The sequence below is a fragment of the Alcanivorax sp. DSM 26293 genome (genome assembly GCF_900107995.1).
Lineage (GTDB): Bacteria > Pseudomonadota > Gammaproteobacteria > Pseudomonadales > Alcanivoracaceae > Alcanivorax.
Genome location: NZ_FNUM01000007.1, coordinates 77706 through 101616, shown reverse-complemented (window position 1 = coordinate 101616; position 23911 = coordinate 77706). Strand labels below are relative to the sequence as shown.

Genomic DNA, 23911 nt, shown 5'->3' with positions numbered 1-23911 from the left:
GACAAATAATGATTGGGAGAGCTGTCGTGATCTTGCCGACACTGGAAAGTGATCTGATTCTGGTGACTCACACCGAATCGGTGATGGAAATTACCCTGAACCGCCCGGACAAACTGAACGCCCTCACCGGCGCCATGTACCGGGACCTGATTGCCCTGCTGAACGCGGCAGAGGAAAGCGACGACATCCGCGTGGTGCTGTTTGCCGCCGAAGGCAAATCCTTCAGCGCCGGTAACGACCTGGTGGACTTCCTCAATGCGAAACCCGGTGAAGTGGGCGAGGCAGCCAATTTCATCAAGGCCATCTATGCCTTCCCGAAAGTGGTGGTGGCCGCTGTGCAGGGTAATGCGGTGGGCGTCGGCACCACCATGTTGCTGCACATGGATATGGTGGTGGCATCCGAAGATGCCAAGTTTATTACCCCCTTTGCGGATCTTGGCGCGGTGCCGGAAGCCGGTTCTGCCAAGCTGCTGCCGGATTGGCTGGGCTACCAGCGGGCTGCCCGCATGTTGCTACTGGGCGAGCCCATGCTGGCACAGGAAGCCTTCGAGGCCGGCCTGATCGCCAAGGTCGTGAGCCGTGAGGAACTGCAAGCCACCGCTCGCGGCTGGGCGGCCACCTTGGCAAAGAAGCCGCCCCGGGCCCTGCGAGAGAGCAAGCGCCTGATGCGCCAGGCGATCAGCAAGCCGCTGCAGGATGTGCTGGAGGAAGATCTGGCGCTGTTTGGCGAGATGCTGCAGGGGGATGAGGCCAAGGCAGTGTTGGCGGCCATGGTGAACAAGAGCAAAGGGTAACAGCAGTAGCGGGAAGCGAGTTTCGAGACGCGAAAGGCAAATAAGGGTTTCCTGTTTGGTGTTTTCGCAACTCGAAACTCGGGCCTCGCGTCTGGTTGCTCGTCCTCGCTCCAGAGCGAGCAGCTAAAAAATCCCCGCATCCAACCCCGCCGCCAGATACATCCCCAACTCTTCCGCCTGTTGCTCGAAATCATCCTGCCAGTCCCCGCGCAGCACCATCGGGTCCTGCACCCAGTTCCAGCGCAGGCCGGTAACGATGCTTTCCACCGCCCGGCGAGTGCCGGTGCCGTCCTGGCCCGCGCGGATATAGAGGGCGCAGGGCAGGCCCTGCTTTTCTTCCAGAATCGGGTAGTAGCTTCGGTCAAAAAAATCCTTCAGGGCGCCACTCATGTAGCCCAGGTTTTCGGTGGTGCCGAGCAGGATGGCATCACAGGCCATCACATCCTCGGGCCCTGCTTCCAGCGGTGCCTTTACGGTCACGGACACGTTCTCGATATCCTCATGACCAGCGCCCCGGGCGGCAGCGTCACGGAGCTTCAGCGTGTTCGGTGAGGGGGCGTGGGCGACGATCAGCAGGTTTTTCATGGTCTCGCAATTCAACGCGGTCGATGATGCCAGCATATCAGTTTGGGCCGGGCTATCTGTAGGCGCGTCGCTTGACGCATGACAAGGCCCTAGCCACGAAGCAACGGTAGGAGCACCTCTTGAGGTGCGAATCCGAGCCTGGGCGAAGGAGGCGGTATGTCGATGGCAATGCATTCTGGAAGTACTGCTGTTTCATGCTGATTCTTTGCATTACGTCTTTTTCGCACCTGATACTCGCAGAGCACAGAGAGAGGTGCTCCTACAAGGGAACCATGGTTTGCGAGTGCGAGAGTTATGTCTCAACATAATTCAACGGCAACGCCGCCGTATCCACCACCCGCCGCATGACAAAGCTGGAATGCACACCACTGACCCCTTCGATGCGAGTGATCTTGTTGAGCAGGAAATGCTGGTAGCCATCGATATCCGGCACCACCACTTTCAGTAGATAGTCGGCCTCCTGGCCGGTGACCAGGTAGCACTGCTGCACTTCCGGGTAACTGGCGACCTTTTCCTCAAAATTGGCAAAGCGTTCCGGTGTATGGCGGTCCATGCTGATCTGGATGATCACGGTCAGGTCCAGGCCCAGTTTGCGTGCGTCCAGCACGGTCTCCCTCTTGAGAATAATGCCAGCAGCTTCCAGCTTCTGTACCCGCCGGGAACAGGGGGAAGGGGACAGCCCCACGGTTTCCGCCAGCTGCTGGTTGGTCAGCCCGCCGTTGTGCTGCAGCGCTTCCAGGATGCGCAGGTCGGTGCGGTCCAGTTTTGCCAATGCCTGCTTGCTCATGATTATATCCGTCCTGTTTTGCATTTTTTGCGCAATATTATTGCCAATAAAGCCGATTATGGATGAAAAAAGCAAGCACATTGCCGGTTTGCTGCCGTAAAGTATCTCTCGTGGGGCGATGATGCGAACCGTCAAAAGCGGGCCGCCACTCTTCGCTGCCATCCGTGCCTACCGGCGCGCTGATCGATACCCGAGATCACAGACAACGAGTTGTTAGTTCAATCCTGCCGACACCCTTCGGATTGGATTAGGAGTTCACCCGGGGGGCAGGCCATGCCCCTTTTTCGTTTGAGGATTCGACATGAGCTTTGATCATCGCAAATACCAGCCCTTTCCGGTCATCTACAAACCCGACCGTCGCTGGCCCAGCCAGCGTATCGAGAAAGCGCCGCTGTGGGCGGCGGTGGATCTGCGTGATGGCAACCAGGCGCTGATCAAGCCCATGTCCGTGGCGCAGAAGCGCCGCTTCTTCCAGATGCTGGTGGAGCTGGGTTTCAAGGAAATCGAGGTGGGCTTCCCCTCGGCCAGCCAGATTGATTTTGATTTCTGCCGGGCCCTGATTGAGGAAGACCTGGTGCCGGATGACGTGCACATTCAGGTGCTCACCCAGGCCCGGGAAGAATTGATTGCCCGTACCTTTGAGTCACTCAAGGGCGCAAAAAATGCCATCGTGCATATCTACAACGCCACCTCGCCCACCTTCCGCGAGCAGGTGTTCAGCGTGGACAAGGCCGGCTGCAAGACCATTGCCGAGCGTGCTGCCGGCTGGGTGAAAGCCTGTGCCGAGAAGCAGCCGGAAACCCACTGGAGCTTCCAGTATTCCCCGGAAACCTTCAGTGCCACGGAAACCGAATTCGCCATCGAAGTGATCGATGCGGTGAATGCGGTATGGCGCCCGGACCAGGGTCAGCGGGTGATCATCAACTTGCCGGCCACGGTGGAGGTGAGCACGCCCAATGTGTTTGCCGACCAGGTGGAACTGGTGCATGAAAACATTCAGCATCGCGAGCACGTGATCATCAGCGTGCATACCCACGATGACCGGGGCTGTGGTGTGGCGGCGGCGGAAATGGCTGTCATGGCCGGTGCGGATCGGGTGGAAGGCACCTTGCTGGGCAACGGCGAACGGACCGGTAACATGGATCTGGTCACCGCCGGGATGAACCTGTACAGCCAGGGCATCGATCCGCAAATCGACTTTTCGCGGATGAAGGAGATTGTTGCCCTGGTGGAGGAGATCACCGATATCCAGACCCACCCGCGCCATCCCTATGCGGGCGATCTGGTCTTCAGCGCTTTCTCCGGCAGTCATCAGGATGCTATCCGCAAGTGCCTGGCCCGCTATCAAGAGGGGGATATCTGGCAGGTGGCCTATCTGCCCATCGACCCGGCGGATGTGGGCCGTCGCTACGAGGAAGTGGTGCGGATCAATTCCCAGTCCGGCAAGGGCGGTGTCGCCCACGTGCTGGAGCGGGATTTCGGTATCGACCTGCCGCGCTGGTTGCAGCAGGAACTGGCCGGGGTGGTGCAGAAAGATGCGGAGGAAGATGGTGGCGAGATCACCAGCGAGCGGGTACATCGTCGCTTCAACAGTGATTACCTGAACGTGCCCATGGGGTGGATGTTGCGCTCCTATGACCTGAACCGCAGCAACGACCAGGTGCAGGCCCAGATCAGCATTGGCGATGCCAGCCAGCCGGTGACCCTGTTGTCCGGCCGCGGAGATGGGGCCATGTCGGCATTGGTGGATGCGCTCAACCGGCGTATCGGTGGCGAGGTGAAGGTAGTGTCCTTCGATGAGTATTCATTGGGTGACAATACCGAAGCCAACGCCATGGCCTGTGTGCGGGTGCAGGTGGGGGACACGGTGCAGAGTGCCGTGGCCACCGCGGCGGATACCACTGCGGCTGCCTTGCAGGCGATCCTGTCGGCGGTGGGCCGGGTACAGGAAGGCAGTGAACAGTTAATAGTGAATAGTTAACAGCGGCGCGGGCTCGCGTTGATTGAGCCGAGAAGAAGAAGCCGCGCCCCTGGCAGGGCGCGGCTTCTTGTTTTCGTGGGAGAACGGAGTTTGATCGGCCTAGCGTAGAAAAGCGCTTAACACCCGCCCCAGCAACTGTCGGGCATCCTCAAACCGTTGTCCGTCCGCCAGCATGCTGGCGCGGGGTTCCACCCAGGGGCCGTCGGCCAGATCCTCCGGGCAGGCATCGCACAGGGCGGCGGCATTGTCGGTCTGCAGCTCCAGGTGAAACTGCAAGCCCAGCACGTTATCCCCGTAACGAAATGCCTGATTGGCGCAGCCTTTGCTCTCCAGCAGGTGTACGGCGCCGTCAGGAATGGCAAAGGTGTCGCCGTGCCAGTGCAGCACCGGCGGGGCACCGGCAAACAGTTTGCCGATGCTGTCAGACTGGCCAGCGCTGGTGGGGTAGACCGGAAACCAGCCGATTTCCTTGTCCGGGTTGGCGGTTACCGGGGCGCCCAGCACGCGCGCTATCAGTTGCGCGCCCAGACAGATTCCCAGCACTTTCTTGCCCGCGGCGATGCTGTGGCGGATCAGGGCCTTTTCCGGCGCCATCCAGGTATGGTCGCAATCATCATCCGCTCCCATGGGGCCGCCCATGACGACCAATGCGTCAAACTCGCTGATGTCAGGGAGTGGGTCGCCCTGAAACAGCAGTGACCGGCTGATACTGACGTCACGCTCCCGGAACCAGGTTTCCATGGCGCCCAGTTGCTCGAAAGGCACATGGGACAGGTAATGGACACGCATGATCGTTCCCTCCAACACGCCAGCGGGCGGTTACAGTGCGATGGCCTGGAACCCGGCCAGGGGCTGGTTGTTGGCATCGAACAGGGTGAGCAACTCGCCGTCGATACGGAACTGGCGGGAGGCTTTCAGGGCCTGCAGGAAGGCCTGCTCTCCCTCCATGTCAGGACACGCCTTGCGGGTGGTGGCAATGGCGCCGAAGGACAGGCTGTCGTCGTCGTGCTGGTAGCTCCCGTTGAGACCATTGCAGCCGGCATGGCCGCGGACCTTGCCTTCGCTGTCCAGGGTCAGATAGGGCGCTTGCTGCGAGGCCAGGTCCAGGATCTCGTTGCCCAGAGCGCTGAGCTGCCAGCGGGTGTTGATCAGATCTGCGCCGGGCAGGCGGCAGTTGTCATTGCTGTTTTCCAGGGAAAAGCTTTCCACAATGATGCCATTCTGGGTGCTGCCTTCCTGCTCGTCGGGGATCTTGCGCAGCAGGCCGCTGACAGTGACCACGCGGGGTTGCAGGGGGTAGTTGCGGGCACCCCGGTAGGCGTCGATCAGGTCCTCGCGTTGGGGGCCAGCCAGCTGCAGGCGGCGATCGGTATTGCAGAGCATCAGGCTGGTGGTGCCGTACTGGTATACCAGAGCGCCGCGCAGGGTTTCGCTGGCGGTCATCACCGCACTGAGCGGCAGGGTGATATCCGCAAACTGGTTCTGGTTAACGGTCAGGGGGGTGGGCTCCGACTGGAAGAACAGGCCGCCATCGGAGAGGATCTGACTGCTCACCTGATAGGTGTTGCCCGCGGTCACTGCGGTGGCCGGGTAATAGAGGCGAAAAGGCACGCTGTCTGCGTCGCTGGTGAGGGGCATCAGCCGACGGATCACGGTGTTGTTGTCGCTGGAGAGCAGGGATACGGTCAGCACGGCCTTGTCGGGGAGCTCGCTCTCCACAGGCAGTTCCACCTTGCCACTCAGGTGGCCCACAGCGTTGTTGGCCCGTTGGTAGTCACCGCTGAACAGGGGGAGGGCGTCGGGGTCCTGCTCTTCGCTGGAAGGAGTGGATGAGGTCAGGCTAAGAGTATTCTGTTGCTGTTCGCCGCTGGCACTCTGGGTTTCTACGGCCAGTCGACTGTTATCCAGATAGCGGAAGGTGAAGGTGCCATCGTTGTTTTCCCAGGTCAGGCCCTGGCGTTGCTCGTCGGCGGGAAGATAAAAGTCACCGTTTTCTTCCAGCACCAGTATCTGTTCACCGTTTTGCCAGGCCCCCACCAGCGGATTGCCGGTTTCCTGGGTGGCCGGCGGTGAGACCGGAGTGCTGTCGTTGTCGCTGCAAGCCAGCAGGGTCAGGCTGGTCAGACAAAGTACTGCAAACTGCTTCATTGCGAGGTTCCTTGGCGGTGTTCCGGGTCAGAGGCGGGGGGCAGTGGCAGGTTGCCCGGGTCGGGAATGCGCACTATCGCCATTTGCTCCTGAATCCATTGGGCCCGTTGTTGGACGTAATCGGTGGGGCCCTTGAAATCGTAGTAGTTGGGGCGCGGCAGCATGGCTGCCAGTTGTGCTGCCTGGACCATGCTCAGGTCGGCGGCGCTGACCTGAAAATAATGTCGGGCAGCGGCTTCCGCTCCGTATATCTGGTGGCCCCACTGGGCCACATTCAGATAGAGCTCCAGAATGCGGCGTTTGCTCAGGCCCATTTCCAGCATCATGGCGATCAGGGCTTCCTGAACCTTGCGCACATAGCTGCGCTTGCCGGAGAGATACAGATTCTTGGCAAGCTGCTGGGTGATGGTGGAGCCGCCAGCCACCGGCTTGCCGGCTTCCAGATTGCGTTGCAGGGCGTAACGGATGCCCTGCCAGTCAAAGCCGCTGTGGCTGGTGAACTGGGCATCCTCGGAAATCAGTACCGAGCGCTTCAGGTAATCGCTGATCTGGTCGTAGTCCCGCCAGTATTGCTGTACCTGTCCCTGGGCCTTGGCCCGCTCCATATAGGCACTGCCTTGCGGGTTGTGGTGCTGCAGGCGCAGGACCTGTCCCAGATACCAGAGCTGGGACAGGGCAAAGGCCACGAACAGCAGGGCCAGGCATTGTAGGGCGCGGTAGCGGAGCGTCATGGTCTGCAAAGCCGGGTCGGCGATACTCCTTAGCGGGCCAGCAAGTAGCAAGCCGGACAAATGTTCGGGTCAGAGGCTCACTGATAGTCACCCAATTGTCGGTGAAAGTTCCGGCTTTGTCAGGTGATGCTGGCAAGTCCGTAGTGGCCAGTTCAAAAAGTGAGCAGGGGATAACAATAACCGACAACGGACGTGAACCATGCAGGCTTTGCTGATTGGGGCAGCCATGGGGGTGCTGGCCCTGGTGGCCATTTTATTCCGCCGCGAGCGGGCCGCCCGAACTGTGCTGGCGGCACGGGAAAAACGCTACCGTCTGACCATGGAGCATTCGGCCATCCCCATGGCGTTGATGGGGCCGGATGGCCGCTGGTTGGCGGTAAACCGGGCGCTTTGCCAGCTGAGTGGATATCGGGAGGAGGAACTGCTGCAGAGTTCTTTCCAGCAGTTGATCTATCCGGATGACCTGCAGAATGATCTGCAGCAACTGGGGTCGTTGCTGTCCGGTCGGGTCGACAGCCTGCGGCTGGAAAAGCGATATATCACCCGGACCGGTGAGCTGGTCTGGGTTCGCCTGTCTATTGCCGGAGTATCAGAGGACGGGCGTGTTCGCTATCTGATCGTTCAATGCGAGGATATCCAGGCCGCCAAAGAGGCGGAGCATGCCCTGGCAGAAAGCCGTCGTCAGCTGCAACTGGCTCTTTCCGCCGGCGGTGTGGGCATCTGGCAGTACAACACCGTCACCGGCCGACTGGACTGGGATGAGCGCATCTACGAGATGTATGGCGTCAAACCCGGGCAGGAGGGGGATGGCACCCTGAAAATCTGGTACGACCGCATTCATCCGGATGATCTGGCCCTGCTGCGCCCCCGTCTGCAACAGGTGATGCAGGCCCCGGGCGAGCTGGACGGCGAATTTCGCATCCTCACCCCTGCCGGGGAAGAACGTTATATCCGCGCCCGGGCGGAAACCACCCTGATCGGCCCGGACAAAATCCCGCTGATGGTGGGCACCAACTGGGATGTGACCGCCGAACGGGCCATGCAACATTCCCTGGCCCATGAAAAGGAAAGCCTGCGGGTGACCCTGAATTCCATCGCCGATGGGGTCATTGCCACGGATCATGATGGGCGGATTACCTTCATGAACCCGGTGGCGGAATCGCTTACCGGCTGGCGGGAAAGGGAGGCAGAAGGGGCCCCCGTGGATACCGTGTTGCAGCTCACCGATGAAGAGGGGCGACCGACGCGGACCAACCCCATCGCCGTGGCCCTGCGCGGCGGTGACATGTGCTTTCTGCGCGAGGATTGCTTTCTGCTGAGCCGCGATGGCAGCCGCTATGAAATCCAGGATTCCGCAGCCCCGGTGAAGACCGGCGACGGCGAAGTGAAAGGCGCGGTGATGGTGTTCCGTGATGTGAGCGCCCGCCGGGCCATGCAGAAAAAGCTCCGTTACCACGCCACCCATGACGCCCTTACCGGCCTGACTAACCGGCGGGAATTCGAAAACACCCTGCAACAGACTCTGGATGAAGGGGGGGTGGAACAGAGCGTCCTGTGCTTTATCGATCTGGACCGCTTCAAGGTCGTCAACGACACCGCCGGCCATGTGGCCGGCGATGCCCTGTTGCGAGAGTGCGCCCGGGTGATTGGCCGACAGATACGGGATGAGGATGTGGTGGCCCGGCTGGGGGGCGACGAGTTTGGCCTGCTGCTGCACAACTGCCCGGCAGACCGGGCGGTCCAGATTGCCGAACGCCTGATTGCCGCCCTGGGTGAGATCCGCTTTGCCTGGAAGGATTCTCTCTACGATATCGGTGCCAGCGTGGGGCTGGTGCAACTGGACGGCAACCTGATCAGCGTGGAAGAGGCCATGAGCCGGGCGGATGTGGCCTGCTATGCGGCCAAACACCGGGGCCGTAACCAGGTCTCCGTGTACACCCCGGATGACAGTGAGGCCTCTCGCCGGCACCTGGAGCTGCAGATGGCCGCCGGGCTGCGCGAGTCCCTGGAGTCAGACCGTTTTCTGCTCTATGCCCAGGAAATCCGTCCCATCGGGGGCGAAACCGCTGCCTCTCATTATGAGATTCTCCTGCGCCTGCGCGATCGCAACGGCGACATTCTCAACCCGGGGGCCTTTATCCCGGCGGCAGAGCGTTACCAGATGATGACGCACATCGACCGTTGGGTGCTCACCCAGCTGCTGGTGACGCTCAGTGACGAGCTGGCTGCGCTGCCCAATTTGCATCTGGCGGTGAATCTGTCAGCCACTTCCCTGGATGACCCCACCTTTATACCGTTCTTGGAGGATCTGCTCGATCGCAGCACGGTGGCGCCGGAGCGGCTGACCTTCGAGATCACCGAAACCACCGTGGTCAACCAGCTTTCCAGTGCCAGCGAATTACTGGCGCGGATTCGTGAGAAGGGCAGCAAGGTGGCCCTGGATGACTTTGGCAGTGGTTTCAGTTCCTTCAATTACCTCAAGCACTTCCAGGTGGATTTCATCAAGATCGACGGCAGTTTCGTCCGCAACCTGCTGTATTCCAGCGTTGACCGCACCATCGTTGAATCCATCAGCGAAGTGGCTCATCGGCTCGGGGTGAAAACCGTGGCGGAGTACGTGGAGGACATCGCCATGATTCCGGTGCTGCAGGAGGCGGGGGTGGATTTCGTACAGGGCTACGCCATAGGCCGGCCCCAGCCCCTGTCTCTGTTGTTCGAGCAGCTTGAAGGGTTGTCCCTGTCGCGCCACCGGCAACTGCGGCTGGTCAATCGGGACGCCTGATACGGCGAAAAAGCCGTTGGCACCTTGTGAACAAGGCGCCAGCAATCCTTTATGGCTTCTCGACCGGGGTGGGCGGTGTCAGGCTGTCATCCGCCTGCCACTTTTCCAGCTCCCGCGTCATGGAGGGCTGGGTGGTCTCTTTCTGCAGGTCCCGGGCCTGTTGCTTGAGCCGCCCGCCGGCATCATCGCTTCTGCTGCTGCCGCCGAGCCGGGTCTGCGGAACACTGCTCAGGCCGTCATAATCTACCCCGTAGTGATAGTCCTCCTCATAGACATCATCACCACGGATATAGTCGTAACCCTCGGCATGCACCATGCCGGCCAGCAGAATGGTCGCCATCAGTACGATTCGCACCATGGGTTTTCTCCCTGTCGCTGCCTTGCCGGGTGAGACAGATTGACCCGGGCCGGGTTCCTTCACCCGGCAGCCACTCCCATGACGGCATTCTTGAACTTTCAGATGTTGCGGGAGAGGTCGTGAAAGTCGGAATCATTCTGGGTGACCAGCTCAGCCTGTCCCTGCCCACGTTGCAGGCGCTGGACAAAACCCGCGACCGGCTGGTGATGGCGGAGGTGCCCGCCGAGGCCACCTACGTGGGTCACCACAAGCAGAAGATTGCCTTTATCTTCAGTGCCATGCGCCACTTTGCCGCGGACCTGCGCGAAGCGGGCTGGCAACTGGACTACCTTGCCTATGGCGAGCATGACCACACCAGCCTGCTGGATGTGCTGGTGCCGGTCTGTGAATCCGCCGAAGAGCTGGTGGTGACCCACTGCGGCGAATACCGTTTGCAGCAGCAGATTGAGGCGCAGTGGCCCCGCCAGTTGCCCTGTCCGGTCACCTGCCTGCAGGACAGTCGGTTTCTCTGCTCGCCGGCGTTCTTCCAGCGCTGGGCCAGTGGCAAGAAACAGCTGCGCATGGAGTTTTTCTACCGGGAAATGCGTCGCCACACCGGCCTGCTCATGGAAGGGGATGAACCGGTGGGTGGCCAATGGAATTTCGATGCCAGCAACCGCAAGGCCTACAAGGGGGAGGTCCCCTTGCCCGTGGACCTTTCCTTCCCCCGCGATGCCATCGACAGGGAGGTGCTGGCGCTGGTGGAGCAGGCGTTTCCGGAACACCTCGGCAACCTGACGGATTTTCGCTGGGGCACCACCGCCGCCCAGGCGCAACAGGCGCTGGCGCACTTTATCCAACAGCGCCTGCCGCACTTCGGTGATTTCCAGGATGCCATGGTCACCGGCGAAGACACCCTGTTCCACAGCCTGCTGTCGCCGTATCTGAACATTGGCCTGCTGGACCCGCTGGCGGTCTGCCAGGCCGCCGAGCAGGCCTGGTGGGATGGTCTGGCGCCGCTCAATGCGGTGGAGGGGTTTATTCGCCAGATACTGGGCTGGCGGGAATATGTGCGGGGAATCTACTGGCTGCTGATGCCGGATTACGCCGCAGAAAACCGGCTCAACAATCAGCGTCCACTGCCCGGTTATTACTGGAGCGGCGACACGCGCATGCACTGCATGTCGGAATCACTGCGCAACACGCTGGATCATGCCTACGCCCATCATATCCAGAGGCTGATGGTCACCGGCAATTTTGCCCTGCTGCTGGGGGTGCTGCCGGAGGCCATTTGTCAGTGGTACCTGGAGGTGTATGTGGATGCCTACGACTGGGTGGAGTTGCCCAACACCCTGGGGATGGTGATGCATGCGGATGGCGGCTATCTGGGTAGCAAACCCTACGCAGCGTCCGGCAGTTACATCAATCGCATGTCCGACTATTGCAAGCACTGCCAGTACAACGTCAAGACCGCCAGCGAATCGGACAGCTGCCCGTTCAACTCCCTCTACTGGCATTTCATTCATCGTCATCGCGGCCAGTTCCAGCACAACCACCGCATGCGGATGATCTATCGCAACCTTGATCGCATGGATCCCGCCAAGGTGAACGCCATGCTGGATCGCGCAGAGCAGTTGCTGGCAGACCCGGAGGCTCTGTGAGCCGCGGCTGGAAGGGCAACAAGGCGGCGCTGCCGGAGAAAACCTGCCCGGTCTGCCAGCGACCTTTCAGTTGGCGTCGCAAATGGGCGCGGCACTGGGAGCAGGTGGTGTACTGCAGTGAACGCTGTCGCCGTCAGGGGAGGCCACAATGATTACCGTGGTCTGGTTCCGGCAGGATTTACGCGTGGCAGACCAGCCGCTGCTGCAGCGGGCGGCCAGCCTGTCGCAGCCGGTGCTGGGCCTGTACCTGTTGCCCGATCATTGGTTGCAAGCGGACGCGGACGGCATGGATCGGCTGGGGTCGGCCAAGTCTGCCTTTCTGCTGGAAAGCCTCGACGATTTGCAGGCGCGGCTGGCCCAATTGGGGGTGGCCCTGCAGTGTCTGCGGGCGGACCCGGTGACCCTGTTTGGCCACTGGCATGCCAGCCAGTCTTTGCAGGTGGTGACCGCGGTGGCCCAGGCCCCGGAAGAAGCCGCCATGATTGCCGCACTGCGACAGGCCGGCATCCGGGTTGTCGAGGAAGAGACCCAGACCTTGCTTGCCGCCGAGGCCTTGCCCTGGGAAGGATCGTTCCCGGCCACCTTCAGCCGTTTCCGGCGCAAGGTGGAGAGCCGGGACGGCGAGCCGGTCACATCGCCGGACGGTCCTGCGCCGTCTCTTCTAGCCGCCCAACCCCTGCTGCCCCCAGCCTTTGCCGAACCGGCCCGCGAACTATTGGCGTTACGCTGCCAGCATTGGCAGCGAAACTCCCGGGACTACTTTTCCCTGAGCGGGGGAGAGCAGGCCGGTCTGCAGTGGCTGGAACATTATCTGTTTGAAACCCGCAGCGTGGACCACTACAAGCAGACCCGGAATCAACTGATCGGCGAACATTACTCCAGCCGTCTGAGCGCCTACCTGGCCTGGGGCAATGTGTCTGTGAGGCGGGTCTGGCAGCGCATTCTCGACTATGAGGCCGTTGAGGGTGCCAACCCGGGCAGTGAATGGCTGCGGGTGGAATTGCTGTGGCGGGAGTTTTACCACTGGTCGCTGCGGGAGCATGGGGCGCGGGTGTTTCAGTATGCCGGTCTCAATGACGAGGGACCGGGACAGCCAGAACCGACATCGTTATTGGCCCGGGAATACTGGCAGCGTTGGTGTCAGGCCGAGACCGGGCTCCCCTTTATCGATGCCAACCTGCGCGAACTAATGGCCACAGGCTATGCCTCCAACCGGGGGCGGCAGAACCTGGCCAGCTTCTGGGTGAACGATATGGGGCTGGATTGGCGTCGGGGCGCCCGCTGGTTTCAGCATTACCTGGTGGACGATGATGTGGCTTCCAACTGGGGCAACTGGGCCTACATCGCCGGCGTGGGGCACGACGCCCGTGGCGGTCGACGCTTCAGTCCCACCCGCCAGTGCCGGCAGTACGATCCCCGGGGCGAGCATCTGCATTACTGGTTGCCCGCCCTGCGGCCACTCTCTGCGCGTCAGTGTTTGTCACTGCATTTCACCTTTGGCCAGGCGGATCCGCTGCCCGATTACCCGGCGGCCATGCTGCCGCTCCCCGCTGCGGACCGGAAACTGGCATGACGGTGCAAGTGGTCTGGTTCAAGCGCGACCTGCGCGCACACGATCACGGCCCGCTGGCCCGAGCCTGCCGGGAAGGCCCGGTGTTGCCGCTGTATATCCTGGAGCCCGCGTACTGGCAGCAGCCGGACACCAGCCTGCGGCAATGGCGTTTTGTGGCGGAAAGCCTGCGGGATCTGCGCGGGCAACTGGCCCGGCTGGGGTTGCCGCTGTGGGTGGTGGAAGGGGAGGCCGTTTCCGTGCTGGCGGGTCTGCAACACCGGCTTGGTGACATGGTGCTGCACAGTCATGAGGAATACGGCGGCGCCTGGACCTACGCCCGCGACCGGGCCGTGAAGCAGTGGTGCCGGGAGCAGCGGGTGCCCTGGCATGAGGAAGCGCCTTTTGGCGTCCAGCGCCCCTGTCTGGACCGGGATCACTGGGGCGCCCACTGGCAGCAATTCATGACCCGTCCCCTGGCCACGCTGCCGTCCCGTATCCAGGCGGCAGTCCCCGCCGATCCCTGGCCGGATTTGCGCACTGCCCGAGGTGCAGACCGTTCCGACTGCCCGGGGCGTCAGCATGGTGGCACCGATACGGCGGAACCGGTCTGGCAGAGTTTTCTGGAGCGGCGGGCACGGGGTTATCGCGGTGGCATCAGTGCCCCGCAGAAAGCGGAGCACTGCGGCGCGCGTATCAGCCCCTATCTGGCCTGGGGCTGTCTGAGCCTGCGCCGGGTCGTGCAGGAGACCTGGGAAGCGCTGGAGCAGGAGGAGGATCCGGCCCTGCGAGCCGGTCTGTCCGCCTTCGAGTCACGCCTGTGGTGGCACTGCCACTTTATCCAGAAACTGGAAGACCAGGTGTCCATGGAGACCTGCAGCGTGCACCCGCTGTTGCGTAACCTGCGTGATGAACCGGGCAACCCGCAGTGGTTGGCGGCCTGGCAGAGCGGCCATACCGGCTGGCCGCTGGTGGATGCGGCCATGCGTTATCTGCACCACCATGGCTGGATCAACTTCCGCATGCGCGCCATGCTGGTGTCCATGGCCTGTTATCCGCTCTGGCTGCACTGGCGGCAACCGGCGTTGCATCTGGCGCGCCTGTTTGTGGATTACGAGCCGGGCATCCATTTTCCCCAGGTGCAGATGCAGGCCGGTGTCACCGGCATCAATGCGCTGCGCATGTACAACCCCACCTTGCAGGCCCGCAAACTGGACCCGGAGGGCACCTTTATTCGCCGTTGGGTGCCGGAGCTGGGCAAGGTCTCGTCCACCTGGATTCATCAGCCCTGGCAGATGGGGCCGCGCCAGCAACGGGACGCCGGCGTGGTGATCGGGCAGGATTACCCGGCACCGCTGGTGTGTTTCGACACGGCCGTGCGCGAGGCCCGTCAACGACTGGCCCAGGCCCGACAGCAGGCCGGTTTCCGGGACGAGAGCCGGGCCGTCAATCAACGCCATGGCAGCCGCCGGCGTCGCCCTCGCCGCGGCCGCAAGGCGGATGATTCCCAGCTGTCCCTGTTTTGAGAGGGCACGGTAGGTTCGTTAGATATTCCCTATCGCCATGATAAGAAGTTTCAAATTTAACTATCAGGGCAGATTCCCCATTCTATTGCTCGTCGAAACGAATCGATAAGCCAACCTAGGGAGTCTTAACCACATGGCACTGATCAACAGCGAAATCCAACCGTTCAACGCCACCGCCTTCAAGCAGGGCGAGTTTGTCGACATCTCCGAAGCGGATGTGAAAGGCAAGTGGGCCATCTTTTTCTTCTATCCCGCCGACTTTACCTTTGTGTGCCCCACCGAACTGGGTGATGTGGCTGACAAATATGACGAGCTGCAGAAGCTGGGCGTGGAAGTGTTCTCCGTATCCACCGATACCCACTTCACCCACAAGGCCTGGCACGACACCTCCGAGACCATCGGCAAGATCAACTACTACATGGTCGGCGACCAGACCGGCACCATCACCAACAATTTCGGTGTGATGCGTGAAGGTCAGGGCCTGGCAGATCGTGCCACCTTCCTGATCGATCCGGATGGCGTGATCCAGGCCATGGAAATCACCGCCGAAGGCATCGGCCGTGACGCCGACGACCTGATGCGCAAGGTGAAAGCCGCCCAATACGTTCGCAACCACCCCGGTGAAGTGTGCCCGGCCAAGTGGAAAGAAGGCGAGCAGACCCTGGCGCCTTCCCTGGACCTGGTCGGCAAGATCTAAACCAGTCCGTTGCCTCCCTGTCCTTCTCCCTCACCGGGAGGAGGGTTGGGGGCGCCCATCCCTTTGCACTGTCACCCATGAACAAGGAAAGGAACAGACATGCTCACGAATGACATCCTGCAAGCCCTGAAAGGCTATGCAGCCAACATGCAGAAAAAAATCACCTTCGTGCTGCAGACCGGTGCGCACGAAAAGCGCGATGAACTGGTGACGTTTCTCTCCGACATCGCCGGTGTCAGTGACAACCTGGCCTTCGAGGAACGGGACCTGGGTGATGCCCTGCGCAGCCCCCTTTCCTTCCTGCTGGAGGCGGACGGCGAGGACACCGGTATCCGTTTTTCCGGTATTCCGGCCGGCCACGAATTCAACTCCCTGGTGCTGGCGTTTCTGCATGCATCAGGTACCGACATCAAGCTGGATGACAGCCTGCAGCGCATGGTCGCCAACGTGAAAGACGACCTGCATTTCGAGGTGTTCATCAGCCTGAGCTGTCACAACTGTCCGGACGTGGTGCAGGCGCTCAATCAGTTCGCCTTGCTCAATCCGCGCATCAAGACTGAAATGATCGACGGCGGCCTGTTCCAGGACACCGTGAAGGCCCGGGACATCCAGGGTGTTCCCAGCGTGTACCTGAATGGCGAGCTGTTCGCCAATGGCAAGGTCACCGCCGCCGAGCTGATCGACAAACTGCTGGCGTTTGATCCGGCCATCGCCCAGGCAAGCGCCGGGGAAAAACTGCCGCTGCAGGACGTGACCGTGATCGGCGGCGGCCCCGCCGGCGTGGCGTCGGCCATCTACAGTGCCCGCAAGGGTCTGAAAGTCACCCTGATTGCCGACCGTATTGGCGGCCAGGTGAAAGACACCATGGATATCGAGAACCTGATCTCGGTGAAGAAAACCACCGGCCCGGAACTGTCCGGTGCCCTGCACGCCCACATGAACGAATACGATGTGACCGTGAAGGAACACCTGAAAGTGGCCGAGGTGCGCAACGGCCAGATCAAGACCGTGGTGCTGTCCTCCGGCGAGGAAATCGACACCAAGACCGTGATCGTGGCCACCGGTGCCAAATGGCGTGAGCTGGGTGTGCCCGGCGAGAAAGAGAACATCGGTAACGGTGTGGCCTACTGCCCGCATTGCGACGGTCCCTTCTTCAAGGGCAAGGACGTGGCGGTAATCGGCGGCGGTAACTCCGGTATTGAAGCGGCACTGGATCTGGCCGGCATCGTCAAATCCGTCACCGTGTTTGAATTCATGCCCGAACTGAAGGCGGACAAGGTGCTGGTGGACAAGGCCGAGCAGAAGGCCAATATCACCATTCACCGCAACGCGGCCACCCGTGAAATCAAGGCCAGCAACGGCAAGGTCAGTGCCATTGAGTATCAGGACCGGGCCACGGAAACCGTCCATGAATTGCCGCTGGAAGGGGTGTTCGTGCAGATCGGACTGGTGCCCAACAGTGATTTCCTGGACGGGGTAGTGGAACGCTCCCGCTTCGGCGAGATTGTGATCAATGAGAAATGCCAGACCTCAGAGGAAGGCATCTATGCCTGCGGCGATGTGACCACGGTGCCCTACAAGCAGATCGTCATTGCCATGGGCGAGGGTTCCAAGGCGTCCCTGGCGGCCTTCGAATATCTGATGACCCAGGGCGACCGTCTGGAAGACTTGTACGAAGCTGAGCAGAATCGCGACGCGCAACAGGATGCTGCCGTGGCCTGATCCTGCTGACGCTTACCGGTAGAACGAAAAAACCACCGCAAGCGGTGGTTTTTTCGTGTCCGGGGGTGGGGTTAACGCGGGTTTGCCAACAGCGTATAAGCGCCGGAGCCGCTTTGCGCTGTGACGCGCCAGCGGTAGGTACCGCTGCCCACCGAGCCGTTCAGGGTCGCCACGCCGTTCTGCGGCTGGGCGCTGCCCACCTGGGACCAGCTACAGCCGAAAAAGAGGAAGCAGCTACGTTGCTCCAGGGCCAGCGAGAAGGCACCACCGGCAGGGCTGTACAGGAAGGCTTCCACATTGCCGCCACCGTAGCTGAAGCCACCGGAAGGCAAGGTGACCGAGCTGCCATTCCCCAGGCTGCCCTCATAGCGTGTGCAGCTTGGGCAGGGGTTGCTGGTGTCCTCGCTGATCACGCCTTTATCAATGCTGGCGGTCTGGTTGGCGGTGTCGGTGACGGTCAGGGTCACGGTAAAGCTGCCGGCAGTGCCGTAGTCGTGACTGATTTGCTCGCCACTGGCCACGTTGCCATCACCCAGGGTCCAGTCCCAGGCCGCCACGCCATTGTCATCGCTGCTGCCGCTGGCATCGAACTGGCACACCGTGCCGCTGCACTGGGCGGTGAACGCGGCCGTGGGCAGGCGGTCCGTCACGGTACCGCCATCGTCTTCATCCACCTGCAACAGGCGATTGGGGGACTGGTTGCCCGCATTACTGATCATGCCGGTCGCACTGCCATCCACCAGCGCGGTGAAAACCTGCTGTGGGCTGGCACTGGGGTTGGCGGCCAGATACAGGGCGGCGGCACCGGCGGCGTGGGGCGCTGCCATGGAGGTGCCGTTCAGACGTGCGGTCTGGCTATCGGACTGATACCAGGCCGAGGTGATGTCGCTACCCGGCGCAAACAGATCCACACAGGCGCCGAAATTGGAAAACGAGGAGCGCTGGTCCGTGCGGGTGGTGGACCCCACGGTCAGAGCCTCGGCCACCCGGTTGGGAGAGCCGTTACAGGCGTTGGTGTTATCGTTACCGGCGGCCACCACCATGCTGACACCGGCGGCCACGGCGTTACGCACCGCAGTGTCCAGGGCGCTGGACGCGCCGCCGCCCAGGGACATATTGGCCACCGCGGGTTTGCGGTGATTGCCGGCCACCCAGTCCACCCCGGCGATCACGCCGGAGTTGCTACCGCTACCGTTACAGCCCAGGACACGCACGGGGGCAATCTTTGCCTGCTTGGCCACCCCGTAAACGGTGCCCACGGCGGTGCCGGCCACATGGGTGCCGTGGCCATTACAGTCGTTGGTGTTGGCCGGGTCCACGCTGCCGCCACCAAACAGGAAGCCGCCGCCGCTGCTGACGAAGTTACGGCCCGGGCTGACCCGCCCGCTGAATTCGGTGTGGCTGGCGCGCAGGCCGGTGTCGATCACATAAACGGTGACATCGTTGCCGGCGCTGTTGGGGTACTGATAGCTGCCGTCCAGGGGCAGTGCGGGCTGATCCACCCGGTCCAGGCCCCAGGTGGCATTTGCCTGGGTGGCGATGGCCTGCACCCGACGGTCCGGTTCCAGTCCGATCACTCCGGGCACCAGGCCCAGCAAGCTTGCCTGTAGATCCGTCAGCCGCACGGTCATGCCTGTGAGTGCATGCTGGTAGGTATAAATCACTTCGCCGCCACCCACGGTGGCCAGCAGGGTGCGGATGGCGGTGGTCAGATCGGTCACCCCCAGCTGCTCTATGATGTTCGGGGCCAGGGTCACAATATATTGATTATCAATGACCTGGTTCTGCGTTTGCGCAGCATATGATGGTGTGTCGTCGGCCCATACCGGGTTAAGCACACTGCCACCCAACAGCGCGGCCAACAGGGCGCCAAGACCTGTTTTCCTATGCATAAAATATCCCTCCAGAAAGTCGTGCCCCGACGCTAATCAGAACGCAGGTATCTCTCTATGGTGCCGCTGTATTTTTTTGTTGCGTTGAAACGGGTTCAGGCAGGCGGAGCCCGCGTGATAGCTGACGCGGGCCCGTTTTGTGATCTGGATGTGAAGGCGGAGTGAGCGGCAGGTTAAAGCAGGTTTCTCAGTGCGGATACGGTTTTCCAGGCCAGCATCTGCATCCGCTGGGAGTTCACCGAGGGGCGAGCCAGGCAGGCAAAAACCATATCTCCCACCGGCCAGATGCAGATGCAGCCTTCCCGGCAGCGGATAAAGATTTCCTCGCTGTGTCCCTGGCGTAGCCCGTCCAGCACCCGGTCGCAGGCCTTTTTCATCTCGAAGAACAGGGCGCTTTGCTCGTCGTAATCCAGCCCCTCACCGATATGCAGCACCGGCATGCCGTCACTGCTGATCAGCGACACCAGCAGGATGTCATCGGAGGAATCGTGAAGCGCCTGCAGGGGGGGAGTGAGGGTGCTGAGTTTCATTATTGTTATCTATCCGTGATGACCTAAAGAATCAGCTTAGCGATGGAGTGGCGGGAATCAAGGTTGTTCGGGCGATTTCGTCAGGCATGACAGAACAATGGGTATACCATCCTGATTCGCGGCGCCCCTAGGTCCAGTCGCGCAGTGCCTTTCTGGTTTGTCGCGTAACCACCTTTTGTACTCCCTCCAGAGCAGGCAGCTGACCGTACTGATCGCGGAAGTCATTGAGCCAGTTGTCCACTTCATCGTGGAGCCTGCCGGCCTGTTGCTGCACTAGGTTTTTTATGAGTCTGGGGGATACAGCAAGCTGCCCGGCAAAGGCCTCCCAGTGATTGTTGTGCAGGTTTTGCGGATCATCGAGGGTGCCCACCGGCAACGCCAGGCGATGACTCACGCGGGGAATGGCCAGCGTGCAGACAAGGTCATAGTAGGGTGCCAGTTGCCAGCCACCGTCCACAGCAAGCAGTGACAGATTCTTCAGGTGGCCGTCCGCATTGCCGGTCAGGGCATTAAAGACCTGCCAGTTCGCCAGTGCCCTTAGATCTTTTGCAGGCTGTACCGAATGTTCGCGCAGCAGATCGCCGACTTTCGTAAAGACCTGGGGGGACGTGGTGTACTTGTCGGCGCGGGATAGTCCTTGTGCCTGGCAAAGGTCTTCCTGGTGTGTCCGAACAACACGATCGCTTTGATGGCTTCGATCAAAACGCTGGCTGACCGAGAGCAGGTGGTCACCCAGGGTAACCAGTTCCACCGGTGCAGCGGGGAGTTCGAGCCGTGTCGCCAGGTACGTTGTATAGGCCTCGTAGAGCGGCACGTTTTTCAGATCCTGAACGGGCAATTTGAGGATATGCGTGGAGGGCGTTCCGGATGTTGGCAGAGAGAACAGCCACTTTCCGTTCACCCGGTTTGCTCTGACCGCCAGCTTGTCCTGAGCGCCGGCCAGCGACAGGCGTGGCGGTGTATCGCCAGTAACCCATTGTCCACGACCAGAGTGGATAGCCTCTTCCAGCAGGCTGTCTTCAAGGGGCTGCAGTGTCTCTGCATCGGCAGCAGGCGCCTGATTTTCCGGAAGCAACTGCAGGGCGCCAGCACAATCGCCCCCCAGTTTCTCGAGCAGCAGAAAGTCATCATCCGCCACACCCAGGCGGCGGACCAGACGATCCCTGGCTCCCCCTTCCGGTAGCAGGTTGGCAAAAAAATGATGCCCACGCAGGTCGGGAGGCAGAAAATCGCCGGTTTCATTCAATGGCAGTGAGCAGGAAATCGCCCAGCCGCTGGCAAGCCAGGCCTCGTCATAGACAAAGGCCATCTGCCGCGACGGCGTCGCAATAAGCCGGCCCACCCGCTGCTGGTCATACCAGACGGTCAATGCCTGACTCATGACGCCGGGTTCCTGCGTGGCCTGGCAAGTAGATCCACACCCACTAGCCGGGCCAGTTCCAGCGCCAGTCCCAGGCGGGCGGTGTCCTTGCCGCGCTCCAGCTCGGACACAAACCGGGGGCCCACACCGGCAATGGCGGCCAGCTCCGCTTGGGTCAGTCCCTGGTTTTTGCGGGCCTGGCGAATCTGCTGGCCGAAATCGGCGGGTGAGCGTACCAGAGAGTGGTCTTGATCCGGTTTCATGTGAATGACCTGAAATAATCCCGAGCGGTAACATTTACATGAATTGTGGGAATTTTCCATGCTTTATTACCGATCGGTAATAAATTGGCGAATTAACTGACTTGCCCCAGAAATAATCCCGATCGGGAATGAGGGAAAGAGGACGGGAGAGAGGGCATGCATAAGGGCTGCATAGCGGCCAGATGGGGGAGAGCCTGACGTGGGAAGCGAAGGCTCTCTGCCTTCGCTTTCTGTTTCAGAGGCTGGCTTGGCCACCGGGACGACATCCTGAATGACGGCTACCCGAAAACGGTACTGATCAGGTAGGCCGTATACCCCACATAAGCGGTCAGCAGTAATGCGCCCTCAATGCGGTTGATGCGACCTTGCCCCCGGAACCCGTAACCGATGACGAACAACGACAGGGTCAGCGCCGCCATGACCAGCATGTCCCGATTGAACACCTCGGGCCCTACCGCCAATGGCTGAATGGTCCCGGCGATCCCCACCACGGCAAGGGTGTTGAACAGGTTGGATCCCAGAATGTTGCCGAGAGCGATATCGTGCTCGCCCTTCCTGGCGGCAATGATCGACGACGCCAGCTCCGGAAGCGACGTGCCCACCGCGATAATGGTCAGGCCGATAATCAGGTCGCTGACCCCGAAACCATGGGCGATCTCTACCGCCCCCCAGACCAGCACGCGGGAGCTGACAATCAGCAGCACCAGTCCCGCCACCAGCCAGAAAATGGCCTGTCGCAGGGGCATGGCCCGCACGTCCAGTTCCTGTTCTATCTCGCTGGCCAGCGCATCCTCTTTCTTCTTCATCCCCTGCCAGATCGTCCAGGCCATCAGCGCACCAAACACACCGAGCAGCACCAGCGCATCAAGCCGTGTGATTTCGCCGTCCAGCAGCTGCCACGCGGCAAGGCCAGTGACCAGCGCAAGGATGGGCAGCTCCTTGCGCAGGACCTGCGAATGCACCGCGATGGGACTGATCAGCGCGGTAATCCCCAGGATCAGGGCAATGTTGGTGATGTTCGAGCCGTAGGCGTTACCCAAAGCGATGCCCGGATTGCCCTGGGAAGCCGCCAGCGCGGATACCACCATCTCCGGCGCGGAGGTGCCGAAACCGACCACCACCATGCCGATCAACAACGGTGGCATACCGAAATGGGAAGCGGTGGAGGCGGAGCCTTCCACAAAGCGGTTAGCGCTCCATACCAAGAGCAGCAAACCAACAGCGATAGCGGCAGTGGCCAGAACCATGGGGACAGGCGCTCCTTTAAGCATTGGTGGACAGACGGGTTGTGCCAGCCACTGGATGGGCAAGCGTTCACCGCTTGCTGCGCAAAGGACAGAAACCGAAGTGCGCTCCAAAGCTGTCAGTCTGCCCGCTAGCTTAAGGCTGAGAGGCGCCGGAATTAAAGCGATTAATGGAGTTTCGTCAGAGGCGGAGGCGCCCGGTGTCGAGACCGTATTGATTGCAACACAGTCAGCCGTCGCAAGCGCACCCCTTGCCCCGGGTGCAGCTGTATTTCCGGCTAATGCAGGAATCGCCGCAGGCTTTGCCTTTACGGCACACCTTGCAGCAGCCCGCCGCCATATCCGTATCGATGATATCCAGCAGGGAATGATCCGGGGTTAGCAGGTTTTCGATCACCGCAGGGTCGATGTGGGCGTCTGGCTGCTCCTTGGCCGGGTCGTTGGCAAAGAGAGCAGACGCGGCGAATACGAGGACGAATAGCAATACGGCTTTCAGGCTGACTGTAGGCATTTGTCTTCCCTTCCCGTGGGAGATTATCAGTCTTTATTGTGGGTTATGGATTGCGGGCTAGGAAGGAGGACGGCGTGCCCAATGATGTTTCTTATGGTCGTGACGAGGATGGAAGCGAGTTGACAAGATTAACAAAGAAAAAGGGCTACCCCTCGCGGGATAGCCCTTTTCTTTGTTTGGTGGAGCCGGCGGGAATCGAACCCGCGTCCGTCAGCAATCCATCTGCAGATCTACATGCTTAGCCATGTTTATTGATTTAAGCCTTCACAGCCCAACTGGCAGGACGTGAAAGCCGAGCCCCTAAGGGTTTTAACAGCGCCATCCGGGGCGGACTTTGCTGCGAGCCTGTGTTGCGATGCTCGCCGCTCTTCCCCACAGGCAGGGTCGATTGGCGATAAGCAGGGTTTAAGCTGCTAGTGCGTAAGAATCGTCGTTTGCGATTACTTTAGTGTGCCACAAATGTTTTACGAGACTCGTGACCTTCTCGGCATGCACCACAGAATTCAGTACCGGCGTCGAATCCAGGTCGGCCCCTGTGATGGTCTCATTGTAGGTGATGGGGGCGGTGAAGTCGATTAACAAGTGGGGGCGGAGCCGTTCCGAATCGACCATGTTGTGGGGGTAAACGGCATGAATAAGATTCGAAATGTAATCAGATTGTGAAAAGTGTTACCCGAATACACATCTCTTGTCTGACAATCAGACCCGGAATGCTTGTTTTGTCATTTTTCAGGCGCACTATACGAGTGTCACCGCGGCATTGTGTCATTGTCCGATGGTGAGGTTGAGCAAGCGATGCTCAGGTAGCCAT

General features: G+C 60.8%; 21 protein-coding genes and 1 other RNA gene. 9 read left to right on the top strand and 13 right to left on the bottom strand.

The features are described 5' to 3' along the window. Positions 1-26 precede the first annotated feature (26 nt). Complete coding sequence (locus C4S63_RS13235; RefSeq protein ID WP_235000020.1) at positions 27-794, top strand: enoyl-CoA hydratase-related protein; 768 nt, start codon at positions 27-29, stop codon at positions 792-794. A gap of 123 nt (positions 795-917) precedes the next feature. On the opposite strand, the gene C4S63_RS13230 is transcribed toward C4S63_RS13235, so the two are convergent. Together C4S63_RS13230 and C4S63_RS13225 are read right to left on the bottom strand one after the other, a co-directional pair. Further along, positions 918-1379 carry a flavodoxin family protein gene (locus tag C4S63_RS13230; protein ID WP_103917839.1) on the bottom strand — a complete coding sequence of 154 codons (462 nt, stop codon included), beginning with the start codon at positions 1377-1379 and terminating at the stop codon, positions 918-920. Between the two features lie 292 nt (positions 1380-1671). Continuing rightward, on the bottom strand, positions 1672-2166 hold the full coding sequence (locus C4S63_RS13225) for an Lrp/AsnC family transcriptional regulator (protein ID WP_062817113.1): 495 nt from the start codon (positions 2164-2166) through the stop codon (positions 1672-1674). 301 nt (positions 2167-2467) lie between these two features. On the opposite strand from C4S63_RS13225, the gene C4S63_RS13220 reads away from it, so the two are divergent. Then, positions 2468-4147, top strand: a complete 1680-nt coding sequence (locus C4S63_RS13220; protein ID WP_103917838.1) for a 2-isopropylmalate synthase — start codon at positions 2468-2470, stop codon at positions 4145-4147. A 99-nt stretch (positions 4148-4246) separates the two neighbouring features. On the opposite strand, the gene C4S63_RS13215 is transcribed toward C4S63_RS13220, so the two are convergent. The 3 genes from C4S63_RS13215 to mtgA are packed head-to-tail and all read right to left on the bottom strand — an operon-like array spanning position 4247 to position 7026. After that, the gene (locus C4S63_RS13215; RefSeq protein ID WP_103917837.1) at positions 4247-4936 is read right to left on the bottom strand and encodes a type 1 glutamine amidotransferase; all 690 of its coding nucleotides are present in this window, start codon (positions 4934-4936) and stop codon (positions 4247-4249) included. A 30-nt stretch (positions 4937-4966) separates the two neighbouring features. Next, a complete protein-coding gene (locus C4S63_RS13210; RefSeq protein ID WP_103917836.1) occupies positions 4967-6295 on the bottom strand; it encodes an META domain-containing protein in 1329 nt (442 codons plus the stop codon). After that, the gene (mtgA, locus tag C4S63_RS13205; protein WP_063509267.1) at positions 6292-7026 is read right to left on the bottom strand and encodes a monofunctional biosynthetic peptidoglycan transglycosylase; all 735 of its coding nucleotides are present in this window, start codon (positions 7024-7026) and stop codon (positions 6292-6294) included. The genes C4S63_RS13210 and mtgA overlap by 4 nt, the downstream gene beginning before the upstream one ends. Positions 7027-7225: 199 nt before the next feature. Between mtgA and C4S63_RS13200 the strand changes: the two genes are divergently transcribed. Further along, on the top strand, positions 7226-9808 hold the full coding sequence (locus C4S63_RS13200; protein WP_103917835.1) for an EAL domain-containing protein: 2583 nt from the start codon (positions 7226-7228) through the stop codon (positions 9806-9808). 49 nt (positions 9809-9857) lie between these two features. Here C4S63_RS13200 and C4S63_RS13195 read toward each other — a convergent pair whose 3' ends face one another. Then, positions 9858-10166 carry a hypothetical protein gene (locus tag C4S63_RS13195; RefSeq protein WP_103917834.1) on the bottom strand — a complete coding sequence of 103 codons (309 nt, stop codon included), beginning with the start codon at positions 10164-10166 and terminating at the stop codon, positions 9858-9860. A 119-nt stretch (positions 10167-10285) separates the two neighbouring features. On the opposite strand from C4S63_RS13195, the gene C4S63_RS13190 reads away from it, so the two are divergent. The 6 genes from C4S63_RS13190 to ahpF all read left to right on the top strand — a co-directional run bounded on the left by C4S63_RS13190 (position 10286) and on the right by ahpF (position 17300). Then, on the top strand, positions 10286-11806 hold the full coding sequence (locus C4S63_RS13190; RefSeq protein ID WP_103917833.1) for a cryptochrome/photolyase family protein: 1521 nt from the start codon (positions 10286-10288) through the stop codon (positions 11804-11806). After that, positions 11803-11958: a DUF2256 domain-containing protein gene (locus tag C4S63_RS13185; RefSeq protein WP_082810873.1), complete on the top strand. Its 156-nt coding sequence runs from the start codon at positions 11803-11805 to the stop codon at positions 11956-11958. Before C4S63_RS13190 ends, C4S63_RS13185 begins: the two co-directional genes overlap by 4 nt. After that, positions 11955-13379 (top strand): DASH family cryptochrome, encoded by a 1425-nt coding sequence (locus C4S63_RS13180; protein ID WP_200819544.1) that lies wholly within the window; start codon positions 11955-11957, stop codon positions 13377-13379. The genes C4S63_RS13185 and C4S63_RS13180 overlap by 4 nt, the downstream gene beginning before the upstream one ends. Beyond that, on the top strand, positions 13376-14881 hold the full coding sequence (locus C4S63_RS13175; protein WP_103917832.1) for an FAD-binding domain-containing protein: 1506 nt from the start codon (positions 13376-13378) through the stop codon (positions 14879-14881). The genes C4S63_RS13180 and C4S63_RS13175 overlap by 4 nt, the downstream gene beginning before the upstream one ends. Before the next feature lie 133 nt (positions 14882-15014). Next, positions 15015-15578 carry an alkyl hydroperoxide reductase subunit C gene (gene ahpC / locus C4S63_RS13170; protein WP_062817103.1) on the top strand — a complete coding sequence of 188 codons (564 nt, stop codon included), beginning with the start codon at positions 15015-15017 and terminating at the stop codon, positions 15576-15578. A 99-nt stretch (positions 15579-15677) separates the two neighbouring features. After that, positions 15678-17300, top strand: coding sequence for an alkyl hydroperoxide reductase subunit F (gene ahpF, locus C4S63_RS13165; protein WP_103917831.1), 1623 nt, complete (start codon positions 15678-15680; stop codon positions 17298-17300). A 71-nt stretch (positions 17301-17371) separates the two neighbouring features. Here the strand turns inward: ahpF and C4S63_RS13160 are convergent, their stop codons facing one another. From C4S63_RS13160 to ssrA, 7 genes are all read right to left on the bottom strand, one after another. Continuing rightward, entirely contained in the window at positions 17372-19192 is a 1821-nt protein-coding gene (locus C4S63_RS13160; protein WP_103917830.1) for a S8 family serine peptidase, read from the bottom strand. Positions 19193-19365: 173 nt separating this feature from the next. Then, positions 19366-19722, bottom strand: a complete 357-nt coding sequence (locus tag C4S63_RS13155) for a roadblock/LC7 domain-containing protein (protein WP_103917829.1) — start codon at positions 19720-19722, stop codon at positions 19366-19368. A gap of 127 nt (positions 19723-19849) precedes the next feature. Continuing rightward, positions 19850-21103 carry a HipA domain-containing protein gene (locus C4S63_RS13150; RefSeq protein ID WP_103917828.1) on the bottom strand — a complete coding sequence of 418 codons (1254 nt, stop codon included), beginning with the start codon at positions 21101-21103 and terminating at the stop codon, positions 19850-19852. Further along, positions 21100-21345, bottom strand: a complete 246-nt coding sequence (locus tag C4S63_RS13145) for a helix-turn-helix domain-containing protein (RefSeq protein ID WP_103917827.1) — start codon at positions 21343-21345, stop codon at positions 21100-21102. Before C4S63_RS13145 ends, C4S63_RS13150 begins: the two co-directional genes overlap by 4 nt. Positions 21346-21623: 278 nt before the next feature. Further along, positions 21624-22592 (bottom strand): calcium/sodium antiporter, encoded by a 969-nt coding sequence (locus C4S63_RS13140; RefSeq protein WP_103917826.1) that lies wholly within the window; start codon positions 22590-22592, stop codon positions 21624-21626. Positions 22593-22818: 226 nt separating this feature from the next. Then, positions 22819-23100 (bottom strand): hypothetical protein, encoded by a 282-nt coding sequence (locus C4S63_RS13135; protein WP_103917825.1) that lies wholly within the window; start codon positions 23098-23100, stop codon positions 22819-22821. Positions 23101-23277: 177 nt separating this feature from the next. Then, positions 23278-23634: a transfer-messenger RNA gene (ssrA, locus tag C4S63_RS13130) on the bottom strand. Between the last annotated feature and the right edge of the window lie 277 nt (positions 23635-23911).